The organism is Streptomyces sp. NPDC054842, assembly GCF_053611025.1.
In genome coordinates, this window is sequence record NZ_JBSGZN010000026.1 from 80,918 (window position 1) to 96,184 (window position 15,267).

At 71.5% G+C, this 15,267-nt stretch carries 14 protein-coding genes; 11 read left to right on the top strand and 3 right to left on the bottom strand.

Annotated elements, in window-relative coordinates; all coding sequences use genetic code 11:
• Window positions 1-55 precede the first annotated feature (55 nt).
• The 3 genes from ACWGIS_RS21275 (at window position 56) to ACWGIS_RS21285 (ending at window position 2,541) form a co-directional block, all read left to right on the top strand.
• Window positions 56-1,684: an MFS transporter gene (locus ACWGIS_RS21275; RefSeq protein ID WP_453363997.1), complete on the top strand. Its 1,629-nt coding sequence runs from the start codon at window positions 56-58 to the stop codon at window positions 1,682-1,684.
• Between the two features lie 16 nt (window positions 1,685-1,700).
• The gene (locus ACWGIS_RS21280) at window positions 1,701-2,222 is read left to right on the top strand and encodes a hypothetical protein (RefSeq protein ID WP_453363998.1); all 522 of its coding nucleotides are present in this window, start codon (window positions 1,701-1,703) and stop codon (window positions 2,220-2,222) included.
• Between the two features lie 121 nt (window positions 2,223-2,343).
• Entirely contained in the window at window positions 2,344-2,541 is a 198-nt protein-coding gene (locus ACWGIS_RS21285) for a hypothetical protein (protein WP_453363999.1), read from the top strand.
• Between the two features lie 346 nt (window positions 2,542-2,887).
• Here the strand turns inward: ACWGIS_RS21285 and ACWGIS_RS21290 are convergent, their stop codons facing one another.
• Window positions 2,888-4,297 carry a DUF2252 domain-containing protein gene (locus ACWGIS_RS21290; protein ID WP_453364000.1) on the bottom strand — a complete coding sequence of 470 codons (1,410 nt, stop codon included), beginning with the start codon at window positions 4,295-4,297 and terminating at the stop codon, window positions 2,888-2,890.
• Window positions 4,298-4,794: 497 nt separating this feature from the next.
• On the opposite strand from ACWGIS_RS21290, the gene ACWGIS_RS21295 reads away from it, so the two are divergent.
• From ACWGIS_RS21295 to ACWGIS_RS21325, 7 genes are all read left to right on the top strand, one after another.
• Complete coding sequence (locus ACWGIS_RS21295; RefSeq protein WP_453364001.1) at window positions 4,795-5,457, top strand: HdeD family acid-resistance protein; 663 nt, start codon at window positions 4,795-4,797, stop codon at window positions 5,455-5,457.
• Window positions 5,458-5,897: 440 nt separating this feature from the next.
• Window positions 5,898-6,842 (top strand): ribonuclease BN, encoded by a 945-nt coding sequence (locus tag ACWGIS_RS21300; protein WP_453364002.1) that lies wholly within the window; start codon window positions 5,898-5,900, stop codon window positions 6,840-6,842.
• Window positions 6,843-6,891: 49 nt separating this feature from the next.
• Window positions 6,892-7,365: an SHOCT domain-containing protein gene (locus tag ACWGIS_RS21305; protein WP_453364003.1), complete on the top strand. Its 474-nt coding sequence runs from the start codon at window positions 6,892-6,894 to the stop codon at window positions 7,363-7,365.
• A 33-nt stretch (window positions 7,366-7,398) separates the two neighbouring features.
• Complete coding sequence (locus ACWGIS_RS21310; protein WP_453364004.1) at window positions 7,399-7,821, top strand: DUF7144 family membrane protein; 423 nt, start codon at window positions 7,399-7,401, stop codon at window positions 7,819-7,821.
• Between the two features lie 68 nt (window positions 7,822-7,889).
• Window positions 7,890-9,227 (top strand): diacylglycerol/lipid kinase family protein, encoded by a 1,338-nt coding sequence (locus ACWGIS_RS21315; RefSeq protein WP_453364005.1) that lies wholly within the window; start codon window positions 7,890-7,892, stop codon window positions 9,225-9,227.
• 336 nt (window positions 9,228-9,563) lie between these two features.
• Window positions 9,564-10,160 (top strand): TetR/AcrR family transcriptional regulator, encoded by a 597-nt coding sequence (locus ACWGIS_RS21320; RefSeq protein WP_453364006.1) that lies wholly within the window; start codon window positions 9,564-9,566, stop codon window positions 10,158-10,160.
• A 137-nt stretch (window positions 10,161-10,297) separates the two neighbouring features.
• A complete protein-coding gene (locus ACWGIS_RS21325; protein ID WP_453364007.1) occupies window positions 10,298-11,032 on the top strand; it encodes an NADPH-dependent F420 reductase in 735 nt (244 codons plus the stop codon).
• A gap of 237 nt (window positions 11,033-11,269) precedes the next feature.
• Here the strand turns inward: ACWGIS_RS21325 and ACWGIS_RS21330 are convergent, their stop codons facing one another.
• Window positions 11,270-12,841, bottom strand: a complete 1,572-nt coding sequence (locus ACWGIS_RS21330; protein ID WP_453364008.1) for a pectate lyase family protein — start codon at window positions 12,839-12,841, stop codon at window positions 11,270-11,272.
• 824 nt (window positions 12,842-13,665) lie between these two features.
• Here ACWGIS_RS21330 and ACWGIS_RS21335 point away from each other — a divergent pair.
• Entirely contained in the window at window positions 13,666-14,316 is a 651-nt protein-coding gene (locus ACWGIS_RS21335; protein ID WP_453364036.1) for a class I SAM-dependent methyltransferase, read from the top strand.
• A 256-nt stretch (window positions 14,317-14,572) separates the two neighbouring features.
• On the opposite strand, the gene ACWGIS_RS21340 is transcribed toward ACWGIS_RS21335, so the two are convergent.
• Window positions 14,573-15,238 (bottom strand): hemerythrin domain-containing protein, encoded by a 666-nt coding sequence (locus tag ACWGIS_RS21340; RefSeq protein ID WP_453364009.1) that lies wholly within the window; start codon window positions 15,236-15,238, stop codon window positions 14,573-14,575.
• Between the last annotated feature and the right edge of the window lie 29 nt (window positions 15,239-15,267).

Here is a 15,267-nt window from a genome sequence, read left to right on the forward strand (position 1 = left end):
CCGCCCGGCGCGACCCCCGACCGCATGGCCGACTCGGTGAGGCGAGGTGGACACCTTGAAGCACTGGCGCGCTCTGATCGTCCTGGGCACGGCCCAGTTCCTGATGGTCCTGGACACGTCCGTCATGAACGTCTCGATCAGCCAGCTTGTCGAGGACTTCGACACCGAGGTCACCGCCATCCAGGCCGTCATCACGCTCTACGCACTGATGATGGCCGCCTTCATGATCATCGGCGGCAGGTTCGGGGACATCCTGGGACGCCGCCGCATGTTCCTCCTCGGTCTCGCCGTCTACGCCGTCGGATCGGCCCTGACCGCCGCGGCACCCACCCTGTGGGTCCTCACCCTCGGGTGGTCCGTCATCGAAGGACTCGGCGCCGCCATGGTGCTGCCCGCCATGGCCGCCCTCATCGCGGAGTCGTACCCGGGACGGGACCGGGCCGTCGCCTACGCGGTCGTCGGCGGGCTCGCCGGCGCCGGAATCGCGGTCGGCCCCCTGCTGGGCGGCTGGGTGACGACGTACCTGACATGGCGGCTGGTCTTCGTCGGCGAGGTCGTGGTCGTGGCCGCCCTCCTGTTGTGCCGTGGTTGGATCCCGCGCACCCACCAGACCGGCCCCCGACCGAAGCTGGACGGGATCGGCGCGGTGCTCTCGGCGGCCGGACTGGGGCTTTGTGTGCTCGGCGTGCTGCAGAGCAGCACCTGGGGATGGGTGCAGCCGCGCAATCCGCCCTTCACCGTCCTCGGCTTCGCCCCGACGCTGTTCGTCGTCGCCGCCGGGGCGGCCGTCCTGGCCCTCTTCCGGCACTGGGAGCGGCATCGGGAGGAGCGGGGTACCGATCCCCTCGTCCACCTCTCCCTGCTGGGCAGACCCGTCCTGCGGTCCGGCCTCATGACGCTGCTGAGCCAGAACCTCATCCTGCTGGGGCTGTTCTTCGCCATCCCGCTGTACCTCCAGGTGGTGCAGGGGTTCGACGCCTTCCAGACGGGACTGCGGCTGCTCCCGGTGTCCGCCACCATGCTGCTGACCTCCCTGTGCGGTTCCGCACTGGGGAGGAGGATGGGACCTCGACGGGTGGTCCGGCTGGCCCTGCTCACTCTCACGGGGGCCATCGTGTGGCTGCTGGCCACCATCGACCCGCTCATCGACGACGCCCAGTTCGCCGGCGCCATGGCGCTGCTCGGCGTGGGCGTCGGCCTGCTCGCCTCCCAGCTCGGCAACATCGTCCAGTCCAGCGCAGGCGAGGACGAACGCAGCGAGGTCGGAGGGCTCCAGTTCACCGCGCAGAACCTGGGCTCTGCACTGGGTACCGCGCTCATCGGGTCGATCCTCATCGGCGCGCTGGGCCACGCCGTCACCAGCCAGGTCGAGGACGACCCCCGGCTCTCCGCGCAGGCCCGCGAGACCGTCGGCGTAGCCCTGGAGGCCGGAGTCTCCTTCATCCCGACCGAGGAGGTACGCACAGCGGCCGAGGACGCGGGACTGCCGCCGTCGGAGGTCGACGCCGTCGCGGAGTCCTACGCCTCCGCGCAGCTCGACGGGCTGAAGGCGGCGATCCTCGCCACGGGCGGGATCACCCTCGCCAGTTTCCTGGTCACGCCGCAGCTGCCGACGGGCCGCGAGCCCCGTCCGCCACGGTCGAGAAGTGGTGCTCCGGCAGACGCCGCCGGATCCACGCACTGAACGGATGGAGGCACCGATGTCCCGGACCCCGACCCCCGCCGCGGATCCGACGGCACCGTCCGAGCGCCCGGCACACGCCGACTACACGGGTGGCGTCTACGGCTCCATGCTGGCGGCCTCCGTGGTGATCGGCGCCGGCACCCTCGGCTCCCTCCCCCGCGTGCAGTTGATGCTGCTGCTCCTGCTCACCGGCGTGGTGTTCTGGATCGCGCACGTCCACGCGCAGCTGTTCGGAGCGCGGCTGGCGCAGCAGGGCCTGGACCGTAGGACCGTGCTGCACGTCTGCCGCGAGGAGTGGCCGATCGTCAAGGCGGCCGTTCCGCCCGCCGCCGCGGTGGCCGTGAGCCCGCTCCTGGGGCTGGACGTGCAGGGCGCCGTCTGGCTGGCCCTGTCCGTCGCGGTGGCCGGGCAGGTGGGATGGTCCGTCGCCGCGGCCCGCCGGGCCGGTGCTCCGCGGCGCCTCATCGCGATCACCGCCCTGGTCAACCTGATCCTGGGTCTGCTGATCATCGCCTTCAAGCTCGTTCTGACGCACTGAACCGTCCGTCACACTTCACGGCGGTCACCTGTACCGGGTGAGGGCCGATCCAGCGCGACGGAGCACGATCGCAGGGGAGGGAGCCGTCCGCCTGCCCCGCGCCGTCCAGGGGAGAGCAGCCATGCGCTACGAGATCCGTGTCGAGGGAGACCTGTCGGAGACGCTGGCCGAGGCGTTCCCGGAACTCGGTCACGTGGTCATGGACGGCCAGACGCTCCTGTTCGGTCCCGTCGTCGACGACGCGCACCTGTTCGGGCTGCTGGCCCGCTGCCAGTCGCTGGGACTGCGCGTCCTGGAGATGCGGCAGTTGCCGGAGTGATCGGACGGCGCGGCGGGCTGCTGACACGAGGGACGTCGAAGTGCGCGCAAAGGTCGAGGGTCGCTGTTGTGCTCGCGAGAGACCGTCGAGGTGCCCGCTGGAGACGCCGAAGCGCCCGCGGGAGACGTCGAAGTGCCCGCGGGAGACGTCGAAGTGCCCGCGGGAGACGTCGAAGTGCCCGCGAGGGTGAGCCCGACCTCGCCGGACCGATGATCGTTAAGACGCCACCAGTCCAGTCGTCGTTCAGAGACCACCAGGCCAGCGGTCGTTCAGACTCCGCCAGCCCAGTGATCGAGCGAGCTGCACCAGCCCCCGACCGTGCGGACTGCGCCAGGCCCCCGACCGTTCAGAGCCGCTCCGGCGTGATCCGTCCGGAACGGCACGCGGCTCCCAATGCCTCGAAATCGCGCTCGTTCTGGTCGGCGTAGGACTGGGCGAAGACGGTGAGCGCCCTGTCGAACCGGTCGCTGCCGCCCAGGTACGCGGCGATGGCGACGGGATCGCCGGAGCGGGCGTGGGCCCGGGCCAGCGAGGCCCCGCACAGCCGCGCGAAGAGGGAGAGCAGGTCCGGCCCCATGGTCTCCGGCTGTGCGATGCCCTTCCAGTCGCGCAGTTGGCGCACGTAGAAGTCCCGGTCCCGTCCGTCCAGGCCGTGGACGTGCGTCCACCCCAGGAAGATGTCGCTCGTCGTCTGGATCAGCCGCTGGCCGGTCACCACCCGGCGGCCCTGGTTGTCGAAGCCGTCACCGCCCGTGTGGGCCGCCAGCACCGACTCCTGGGCCTCCTTGGCCTGGAGCAGCAGGGGATCCTCGTCGTCCCTGCCGAGCAGCAGCAGGACCCAGCAGCGGGTGCCGACACTCCCGACGCCCACGACCTTCCGGGCCATGTCCACGAGCCGGTAGTGGCGCAACAGGTACCGGCGTTCGGACGGGAGGCTCCGCGCGTAGGCGCCCACCAGCTTGCGCAGTTCCTCGGCCCGCCCGGCCTCGGCACGGTCGTCCCGCAACTGGTCGAGCGGGGTGATCAGCGGTGGGTCCGGGGTGATGCGCCGGCCCTCGGCCGTGACCCGGGTCAGCTTCTCGAACGCCTGGAGATTGGTCCGTGTGCGCGCCCGCTCCGTCGCCCGGGTGGTACGACGCCGGGTCTCCTTGTCCATCGAGGAGGACAGCAACCGCCGCAGCCGCTCGGTGTCGTCCTGCGCGTACCAGATGTCCAGCGTGCGCATACCGGCGAACTCGCGCATCCGCTCCCGGTAGGCCCCGACGCAGGCGCGCACCACCGCGTTCTGCTTCTTGAGCGAGAAGCCGTTGGCCCGGCCCGCTATGGCGAAGCTCGCCGCCAGCCGCTTGACGTCCCATTCGAAAGGGCCGGGCAGGGTCTCGTCGAAGTCGTTGATGTCGAAGACCAGATGGCGTTCCGGAGAGGCGAGGAGCCGGAAGTTCAGCAGGTGCGCGTCCCCGCAGAGCTGCACCCACAGTCCGGAGCTGGGCAGGGTCGCCAGGTCGGCCGCCATGATTCCCGCCGCTCCCCGGTAGAAGCGGAACGGCGACTCCAGCATGCGGCCGTAGCGGATCGGCACCAGCTCCGGTACGCGGTCCGCGGACTGGCGTTCCAGCAGGTCGACGGGGTCGGGTCGCCCCTGGTCGGCCTCGAACCAGCCGTGACTCGACCGTGAGGCGCGTGAGCGCGCGCTCCTGCCGTGAGCCGCTCGCTCGGTCGCGGACAGGGACGCGGTGAAGTGGTTCGGCACGGTCATGTCGCGGCCTCTCGGTTCGGGGTCCTGGCGTCGGGGACGGCAGCCGGTCCGGTCCCCGGCACCGGCGAGGCCGCTCCGTCCGGACAGCGCCCGTCCGCATGCGCGTGGCCCCGCCTTCGGCCGGCGGCCCGCAGGCCGTCCACGGCCCCGTCGTGACGAGCACCTCCCGGGCACCCGCACCGACCCGCCCGGAGCCGACGCGGGTACGGGCGGCGACCCCTGGTCCTCCGGAGCGGTGCCGGTGGGGCCTTCTTCCGGTCCGCCTCGTATCGGCTCATGCCCTGGCCCTTCCGTTCCGTCCGGCGCGCGCCGTTCGTCCACCGCGGACCCGGCGAACACGTCCGGCTCCCAGCTCACACCGCGACACCGCCTCCGGGATCACCCGCCGCGGGTGATCCCGGACCGGACGGCGAGAGGGACGCTGGGGCGGTCAGGTCCCCGCGCACCGTCCAGCCGGCGGTCCGGGAGCGACCTGCTCGATCGCGCGAGGAGGAGCCATGACCATGCCGCGTGATCCGGCGCCGCCCACCGGACCGGAACCCTTCGCCGACGGGGCGTCCCCACGCCCGGCCGGAACGCCCGCGGACGTATTGGCCCAGCTGGGGCGCTCGTGGACCTGGATACTGGGCTCGGCGATCGTGACCCTGGTGCCGGGTGTCCTGGTCCTGGTCTGGCCGGACGAGACCCTGCACGTGCTCGCCGTCCTCATCGGCCTGTACCTGCTGGCCGCCGGGGTGTTCCGCTTCGTCGCCGTCTTCGGCCGTGACGAAGCCGGGGAACGGCTGCCGGGGCTCCTGCTGGCGGTGCTGTTCCTCCTCGCCGGAGTGCTGTGCCTGCGGAACCCGCTGCAGACCATCGCCGCCCTGTCGCTGATCGTCGGTGTCGTGTGGCTGGCGTCCGGCGTCCTGACCCTCTACACGGCCATCGCCGCCAAGGACCTCCCCCACCGGGGCGTCGTCATGGGCGTCGCCGCGCTCGCCATCGTCGCGGGCATCGTGGTCCTGGCCCTGCCGACCGAATCGGCCCGTGCCCTGACCCGGCTGCTGGGCCTGTGGCTCGTCCTGCTCGGCCTGGCCGAAGCGGCGGTCGCCCTGGCGTGGCGGGCCGCGCTCCGCAGGGCCGGCGTACCGGGCGCGCACGCCCCGGATGCGAGAGGCTGACGTACGCCCCCGAAGCCGAGGGGCTGACGGCGCTCCGATACGAGGGTCCGACACGCGCTCCGGCCCACCGCGGCCAATGGGGAGGGCTGGGGCGCGACCCGTTCGGCGCAGGACGAGGGGAGTCACCCATGAACCCGGACCCGCCGAGCCCCGGACCCCGGCGGCACGCGCCTGGCACCTTGACGGCGGGACGTGCGGAGTACGAGCGGCTGCGCGGACGCGCGGGCGCCCGGCACCGCCGGGCCGACGGGCCGCTCCACCCGCTGCGGGCCCCGCTCGCACCCGCGCCCGTCGTCGCAGGCCGGGTCCAGGCCGCGGACACCGGCCCTGCGGTGCCCCGCGTGGCGCCGCCGGGGTCCGGGTTCGCCGGACAGAGGACCGCCGCTCACCGCCGGGGCGTCGTCGTGGGCGCCGAGGGCCGTCGGGCGGCCGCCTAAGCCATGCGCAGGAAATCCGGCATCACTCCGGCACCCCGTGGACGGGTGGCGGTGGAGCGGGTCGCGGAGAGCCTGCGGTCCGGTCCCGCGGCACGGCTGCTGACCCGCCTGTCGGCGCTCAACGTCGTGGAGGGCGCCGTGCGGCTGGCGGCGCAGGCCTTCATCACGGCGCTGCCCCTGCTGATGACCGTCGCCGCGTTCGCCCCCGCGGGAGTGCAGGACCTGCTGGCCGATTCCGTCCGGGCGGTTCTCGGAGTGCGCGGTGACACCCTCGACGAGGTGCGTCGCGCGTTCGCCGCCACGGGTACGACGCGGGACGCGGTGGGGGCCGTGGGTGTGGTGATCACGCTGGCGTCGGCCACGGCCTTCAGCCGGGCGCTCCAGGCGGTGTGCGAGCGGTGCTGGCACCTGCCGCGGGCACCGATCCGCTCAGCGGTCTGGCGCTGGCTGGTGTGGCTGGTGGTCTGGCTGGCGGTGCTCCTGGTCCAGGCGCCGCTGCGCGGCGGGTTCGGCGGCGGCCGGGTCATCGGATGGGGGCTGTCACTGCTGTCGGCGACGCTCCTGTGGTGGTGGTCCCAGCACCTGCTGCTGGGCGGCCGGATCGGCTGGCGCCGCCTGCTGCCGGGAGCGGTGCTGGCGGGCACGGGTACCGTGGTGCTGAGCTGGACCGCCGCGCTCTTCCTGCCCACGGCCATGGCACGCAGCCTGCGCGAGTTCGGCCCGCTGGGGCCGGTCTTCACGTTCCTGTCCTGGCTGATCGCCGTGTTCCTCGTGGCGGTCTCGGGCCTGGCGCTGGGCGAGTACGTGGCCTCCTCGAACTGGTACCGGACCTCGGCGGTGTCCCGGCGCCGCACACCCACCGGCTCCCCACCCGACGTGAGTCGTCGAGCGCCCCCGGGATCACCCGCGCCGGGTGAGGCGGACCGGCCACCGCCGGGGTCACGCTGAGAGCACCACGCAGCGGCGGCCGGGCCGAGCGCCGGGGACGGAGGACGAGATGAGCAGCGCACAGACGTACCTGGCGTACGACTATCCCTTGCTGAACGTCTTCTGGAGCATGCTGGTGTTCTTCCTGTGGATCATGTGGTTCATCCTGCTCTTCCGCGTGGTCGTCGACATCTTCCGCGACGACGTGATGAGCGGGTGGGCGAAGACCGGCTGGCTGTTCCTCACCATCGTGCTGCCCTTCCTGGGCGTCTTCATCTACGTCATCGCCCGCGGCAAGAACATGGGCCGTCGCGAGATGGCCCAGGCGCGGGCGCAGCAGGCCGACTTCGACGCCTACATCCGGCAGGCCGCGGGCACCACGCCCGGGACAGGCAGCGTCGACGAACTCGCCCGGCTGGCCGACATCCGCGACCGCGGCGCCATCACGGACGAGGAGTTCCGCAGGGCGAAGGAACTGGTCCTGACGGGGCACGGTGCGTCCCAGCACCCGGGCGGCGCCACAGCCGCCGGCCCCACACGCTGAGCAGGTGCCCGACGACACGAATCGAGGCAGCGCATGAGCACGACACACACACGGCAGGCGGACCCGAGGAAGCAGGCGTGGGCAGGCAGTCTCACGGTCTTCGCGGGCGTCATGCTCATGATCGTCGGCGTGCTCGACATCCTTCGGGGCGTCATGGCCATCGCCGAGGACGACATCTTCCTCAGCACACGCAACTACGTCTTCGAGTTCGACCTGACCGCCTGGGGCTGGATCCACCTCGTACTGGGCGCGGTGGCGGTCGTCGTCAGCCTCGGGCTGGTGCGGGCCACGATGTGGGCGCGCGTCGCCGGCGTGGTCATCGCCGGATTCGTCATCATCGCCAACTTCCTCTCCGTGCCGTACTACCCGGTCTGGTCGGTCGTGATGATCGCTATCTCCGGATTCGTCATCTGGGCCCTGTGCACGGTGCGCGGGGACGACCTCGACTCGGCCTGACGGCACGGCGGTCGACAGGCGAGCGCCGACGGGAAGGGCGCGTACGTGGAACGAACGGCACGGTACCCATGAACAGCCCACTCCCAGCGGGGACTTCGCGGGAAGGCGGCCCCGGATGGGCGCGCCTCGCGCTGCTCGTCCTGCTGGCCGCCGTCGTCGTGCCTCTCGTCATCGGCGGTCTGCGCAGCGTGCTGTGGCTGGTGGTCGGCCTCGCCGGGCTGGCACTCGCCGTCGCCGGTGCGTGGTGGGTCCTCGCCCATACCGGCGTGGCCCGGGTTCTCGGCGTCGCCCTGTCGCTGGCCGCGCCCGCGGCCGTGCTCGCTCTGTACGCGGCGGCCGGCATGCTGTGGCCCGCCTGCCTGTCACTGGCCCTGTGGGTGCTGGCCACCGTGACGGCGCGCACCGCTCTGGCACCCGGGCCCGGCGCGTCCGGACAGGTGGCCGCCGAGCCGGCCCGGCATCCCTGGATCCTCATGAACCCCCGCTCGGGGGGCGGCAAGGTGGGCCGCTTCCACCTCGTGGAGAAGGCCCGGGAGGCGGGCTGCCGCGTGACCGTGCTGGACGGTGTCCAGGACGTGGCCGAGCTGGCACGGCGGGCCGTCGCCGACGGCGCCGACCTGCTGGCGGCGGCGGGCGGGGACGGAACCCAGGCCCTGGTGGCCGAGGTCGCCGCCCAGCACGATCTGCCGTTCATGGTGGTGCCCGTGGGTACCCGGAACCATTTCGCACTCGACCTCGGACTCGACCGCGACGACCCGGTTCAGGCTTTGCAGGCTCTGACCGACGCCGTGGAGGTCCGGGTCGATCTCGGGTACGCCGCCGACCGCGTCTTCGTCAACAACGCCTCCTTCGGGACGTACGCGTCCGTGGTGGCCGACCCCGCGTACCGCGGCACGAAGGCGCAGACGATCCTGCGCTCCCTGCCCGGCCTCCTCACCGGCGCAGACGCGCCCCGGCTGCGGATGCGAGCCGGACAGACACACGCGGAGGGGCTCCAGGCACTGCTCGTGAGCAACAACCCCTACGGGCGTGCCGTCGACGCGGCGCATCCCGGACGCAGGCACCGGCTGGACTCGGGACAGCTCGGCGTGGTGTGCGTACGGGTCGACAACGCCGCTCAGGCGGCGAGCCTGGTACGCGGTCCGCGCGCCCGCGGCACCGAGGGACTCATCCGCCTGACCGCCGAGGAAGTCGTCGTCGAGTCGGACACCGGCACCCTCCCGGTCGGCATCGACGGCGAACACACCGTGCTGCCCGCACCGGTCGTGTGCCGCAGCGCTCCCGGAGCACTCAGGGTCCGCGTGCCACGCCATCGCCCCGGTACGCCACGGAGCGCCTCGGAGGCGGACTGGCGACGCGTGACCCGACTGGCCCTGGGCCGGCCGCTGAGGGCGAGCGGCCATTGAGGTCGAAACGGCCTGAGTGATGAGCCCCGCGGCACCGGCCGCGACCGTTGCCACCGCTGCCACCGCTGCGAGCGCCGGCGCCTCTCGAGGACCGCCGCCGCCTCTTCCGCCGGACGTACTCAGAGGACGGCTACGAGTCCGAAGAGCGGGGAAGCGGCGTGACGCACCGACCTCCCACGATCCCCCGCCGCCTCCTCACCACAGGCAACCGGGCGGGCGTCCCGAATTGACCGGAGGCCGCCTCCGTTTTACTCTGGGCCGAGTCGATACGGAGGCGGCTTCCGTTTTCGCACACGAGTCACCTCATCCGCAGGATCACACCGGACAGGAGCACGCATGAGCCCCGAAGGCCAGCGGGGGCGCAAACCCCGTGCCGACGTGCTGCGCAACCGTGCCGCCCTGCTCGACGCGGCGCAGCGGCATTTCCTCCGGCACGGGGTGGGCACCTCCCTGGAGGCGGTGGCCAAGGACGCGGGGGTCGGGCCCGCCACGCTGTACCGGCACTTCCCCACCCGGGAGGCGCTGCTGGCGGCCGTACTGCAGACCCGCACCGAGGAACTGGTCGCCCGTCGCGCGGAGATCGCCGAGATGGGCGACACCGCCGAGGCGCTCCGGCAGTGGCTGCGGGCCATGGAGGAGTACTTCAGCGCCTTCAGCGGGTTGCCGGAGCCGCTGATGGCCGCGGCCAAGGCACAGAAACCGGACAACCCCCTCACCCTTCCCTGCGACCACCTCATCACCACGACCGACGAGTACCTGCGGGCCGCACAGCAGGCGGGGTCCGCACGGCCGTCGGTGACGGGGTACGACCTGTTCCTCTCGGCCTGCTCCATCGCGTGGCTGATGGGCACCGGCGCCGCCGACGAGGCTTCGCTCGGCCGACTGCGCGATCTGGTCGAGAGCGGATACCGCCGCCCCGACGACGCGACCTAGGCAAGCGGCTCCCACCGCGTACGGCACCCCGCCCCAGGAGTCTCCATGGCGCCGCCGCCGCACGCCCCTGCTCTACCCACCGTCACACCTCGTCGCCTCCCACCCGGAAGCGACGCACCCTCCACGAAGGACACACCATGAAGATCGGCGTCATCGGCACCGGGACCATCGGGACGACTCTGACGCGCGTGCTCAGCGCCGGCGGACACGACGTCCAGGTGGCGAACTCCCGTGGCCCGGAGACCATCGGCGGCGCCGTCCTGGAGTTCGGGGCGCACGCGGTGACCGCGCGCGACGCCGTGCTGGGCAAGGACGTCGTCATCCTGTCCGTCCCCTTCGCGCGCATCCCGGACGTCGCGGGACTGTTCGGCTCCGTACCGGCCGAGACCGTCGTCATCGACACCTCGAACTACTTCCCCCAACTCAACGGCCCCGTCGAGGCGGTGGACAACGGCCAGGTGGAAAGCCTGTGGGTGGCCGAGCAGTTGGGGCGCCCCGTGGTGAAGGCCTGGAACGCGGTCCTGGCAGGCACCTTGGAGACCAAGGGAGTGCCGTCCGGAACCCCCGGCCGTATCGCGATTCCGGTCGCCGCGGACTCCGACGAGGCACGGCAGGTCGGCATGCGCCTGGTCGACGAGAGCGGCTTCGACCCCTACGACGCCGGGGTGCTGGCCGACTCCTGGCGCCAGCAGCCGATGACGCCCGCGTACTGCACCGAGCTGACGCTGGATGACCTGGGCCCGGCCCTCGCCGCCGCCGACCGCGACGCGGCTCCGCACAACCGTGACCGCCAGATGAAGCGCCTCACCTCGCTGACGTCCGCGCCCACACTGGAAGAAGTGGTGGAACTCAACCGCTCCCTGCACCGCTGAACCGGATCGCGATCCAGCCGCGGACGGCACAGTGGCCCATGGAACACGGGCGCCGAGAGATCCACGCTGCCCTGCGTTCGAGCCACCTGCCGCCTGGACGCCCGCATTTCGGGAGCCGCGGCACTTGGGAGTCAGGACGCCGGAGCATCGCCCCGCCCGGTGCCGCAGCGCCCGGATGCATGCCGAGCAGGTGTCCGGCCGGCCACTCGTGCGGCCGGCCGGGTCATGCCGTCACGGTCAGGCGTAGGTCTCGAACTCGGCGACCTTCGGCGTGCCGCTCGAACCGGTGATCTCGAAGGTGACCTTCTTCAGCGACGTGGACGCGAAGGAGATGACACCCGCTCCGCTGCCCGACGCCAACACGGAGCCGGTGTCCGCGTTCAGCACGCGCCAGGAGCCGATGTTGCCGGTGGCACCGGAGGCCTCCTTGATGTTGATCTTCGAGATGGCCGTCGCGGAGCCCCACTTGATCGAGATGGAGCCGGTCGAGCCGGCCGGCGACCAGTAGGTGCTCATGTTCCCGTCGCGGACGTAGCCGTAGCTGGTGCCGGTCGCCTTGCTGGACCCGTCGGAGTCGGCGCTGAGGCTCAGGTTGGTCCCGATCGGCGTGGGCGTCGGCGTGGGCGTCGGGGTCGGTGTCGGGGTCGGTGTCGGGGTGGGAGTCGGTGTGGGCGACGAGGGCGGGGTGGGCGTGGGCGTCGTGGGCGTGCAGTTGCCGTCCGACACCTTCAGGCCGGTGTTGGCGCCCGCCGTCGCGGTCACGATGGACGGTACGCAGGACGCGCCGTCCAGGGCGTAGGCGTAAGGGATGCTCACGGTCGTGTTCGACGTCGGGTTCGGGCCGGCCGGGTTGTTGTCCTCGCCGGGGGCCGACCAGGTCACGTTGTCGAAGATGTTGCCGCTGACCTGCCAGTAGCCGGGCAGGTCCGTGTAGAAGGTGCCCAGGACGTCCTTGGAGTTCTTGAAGTAGTTGCTGTCGACCTTGGCCTTGCCGCCGGCCCGGGGGTTGATGCCCGACGAGTTCAGGCTGACGTAGTAGTTGTTGTAGATGTGGGCCGTGGCGCCGCGCAGCAGGGGCGTACGGGAGTCGATGTTCTCGTACCGGTTGTGATGGAAGGTGACCGGCCCGTTGTTGAGGTCGCTGTCGCCGGAGCCGACGAGCCCGCCACGGCCGGAGTTGCGCAGGATGCTGTAGGACAGGGTGACGTACTTGGTGCTGTCCTTCATGTCGAACAGGCCGTCGAAGCCCTCCGCTTCACCTCCCGAGGCGACCAACGTGGCGTGATCGACCCACACGTTGTGCACGTCGGTCTCCATGCCGATGGCGTCACCGCCGTTGGACGTGGGTGAGCCCGACTTCTTCACGTTCTGCACGGTCACGTTCTGGATGATGATGTTGCTGGACTGGCGGATGTGGATGCCGATCTGGTCGAACACGGCACCTCCGCCCACTCCGACGAGCGTGACGTTGCTGATGTCCTTCAGCTCGATCACGCCTGCGGCGGTGTTGCAGCTGGTCCCGGACACCTTGGCGGTGTTGCCGACGGTGATGGTCCCCTCGACCTGGATGACGAGCGGGGTGCTGCTGGCGGCCCTGCTGCACAGGGCCTGGTGGATCTGGGTGCCGGTGGTGGCCTTGACCGTCGCTCCGCCGGCGCCGCCGGTCGTCCCGCCGTTCTGGGTGGCGAACCCGGTCGCTCCGGCCGCGGCCGCCGATGCGGTGGGCATCGACAGGACGACGCCTGTCGTCGCCGCCAGAGCCAGCGTGCCGAGTGCCGCGGAGAGTCGCAGTGCGACTGGCTTTCTCATCCTTGCCTCGTCTTTCGTCATCGCGTGCCGGGGGTGCCGCGCACGTCCGAGCCCGGCGGGCAGGCCGGCAAGACCTCCTTGCCATGCGCATGTCAGGCATGCGCATGGAGCCGGGCCTGCCTGTCCGGTGCGGGTGTCGTCCTCGCCGGGGGGCGAGAGGACGGTGGTGCGGGTGAAACAGCTCTGACCTGATGTGCGGCTTGGGTGGGGAGGGGACACCGGAGCCTTGGGGTACATCTCGCGGCTCGGCTTGCGCGATACCGAAAGAGGCACCACCAGACGTCCAGGTGTCCCCGTGGAGACCTGACTACGGCTGCCCGTCACCGTGGCCACGACGGCGGGCGGGGCGACGCGTCCGCACCCCGGAGCTCATCCCTGACTCCTGGCGCGTCGGCATCTCGTGCGGCCGGCCTTCACGCCGCCCCACGCCGGATCGGTTACGGCTTGCGGGCTGCGACGGCCGGTGCCGCGGCCGCCTTCTCCGGTGCGGTCGACCCACATCGGGAAAGCGCTTTCTCTCCGCGAGGATAGGGCGGCCGTCGCCGGGTTGACAAGAATGTGAACAGTGATCGCTCAACCGATTTCCATCGCTGTGCCACCCATCTCATGACAGGCCACCTCCGACCGGGCGTTACCCACATCGGTCGGCTTGACGGGACGTCGCCACACCCGAGTTACATTCATGATGATGAACGTTGTTCTGTCAGGGACAGCCATGGTCAGGTTCGCGTCCGGTTTTGCCGGTCCGGCAATCGGATTGGCGTGGACGCTGCACGTTGGCCGACCGTGGAGCCGTGAGCGACGACATCGTAGGAGAAACGACCATGGCCGAACCGCCGACGTCTTCCGACACCTACGCCGGGGACCCCGCGGTGCGGGAGGAGTGGGACAACCGCTACGCCGAGCGTGAGCGGCTGTGGAGCGGCCGGCCCAACGGGGCACTGGAGGCCGAGGTCGCCGGGCTCACTCCCGGCCGGGCACTCGACGTCGGCTGCGGAGAGGGCGCCGACGCCGTCTGGCTCGCACGCGAGGGCTGGGAGGTGACCGCCATCGAGGTCTCCGGCGTGGCGCTGGACCGGGCGGCCAGGCACGCGCGCGACGCCGATGTCCCCGTTCGGTGGGTGCACGCCGCGCTGACGGAGGCGGCGCTCCCGCCGGCCTCGTTCGACCTGGTCTCCGCGCAGTACCCGGCACTGCTCCGCACTCCCGACGCCGCTGCCGAGCGAGCACTGCTCTCGGCGGTCGCACCCGGCGGCGTCCTGCTGGTCGTGCATCACGCCGGCATGGAGACGCGGCACGAGCACGACGGAGACTTCGATCCCGCCGACTACGTCTGGCCCTCGATGATCGCCGCCCTGCTCGACGACGACTGGCAGATCGAGGTCGACGAGCAGCGGCCCCGTGTGGCACCCGACGGCGGCGCCGGCGCGCACCACACCGACGATGTGGTGCTGCGCGCACGCCGACTGCGCTGAGACGCACGCAGGGACTGATGGCCCGTCAGGCTTCGTGCTGCGACGGTCGATAGGGCCGACCCGGTGGACCGACTCGTTCGCCACCGGGGCAACCGGCTCCGGCGGCTCCACTCCCCCGTCGTCAAGGCACGTTCTCGACGGACGGGTTGACGGTGGCGGCGGCAGGGCGCGGTGAGACTGGGCACGTATACGGGCGGGGCTCCCCCGGACTGTCTGCGCGGGGAGCACCCGGCACCCGTTCGCGACGGCCGCTGCTTCAGTGCCGTTTGCGCGCGACGACGACGGCGGTGGCGGCGGCCAGCGCGCCTCCCAGGACGACGAGCGCCTTGTTCGGCGCCGAGCCGTTGCGGCCGAAGGCGTCGCGGGTGCGGTCGTAGAGACTGAGGGGTACGCCCAGGAGCGCGTTCCCGGGCGGGCGCCTGGGGATGACGGGGTGCGGGTGGGTCGGGGCGGTCCGCCGTACCGCCTCCCAGGCGGTGCCCAGTCCCCGCAGCCGGGCGTCTTCCATGGCGTCCTTGAGGCGCGGCAGCAGCAGGTCCTCCTCGTCCCTGATGTCCTGCCGTATCAGGTCGAAGGCCTGCCGCACCTTGTCCTCGCGCTCGGGATCGCCCGGCGACAGACGCTCTATGTCGGCCACGAGGTCGTTGATCTCCTGGTGTTCCTCCTCGACCCGGGCGGTGAGTTCCTCGCCGCCGGGGACCGAGCGTCGCACGGCGGGCCACAGCACGCTCTCCTCGGCGAAGGCGTGGCTGAAGACCAGTTGCACCAGTTGCTGCAGGATCTGTTCGCGCCGGCCGGTGTCGCCGGTGGTCCAGTACCCGTTCATCAGCTCGTCCATCCGGATGTGTTCACGGCGTTGCCGGACAAGGACGCTGCCGTGGCCGCCGAGTTGAAGAACGCTCTGGTCCTTGATGGTGCTCACGATGGTTCACTCCCGTCTTCACGCCGTCA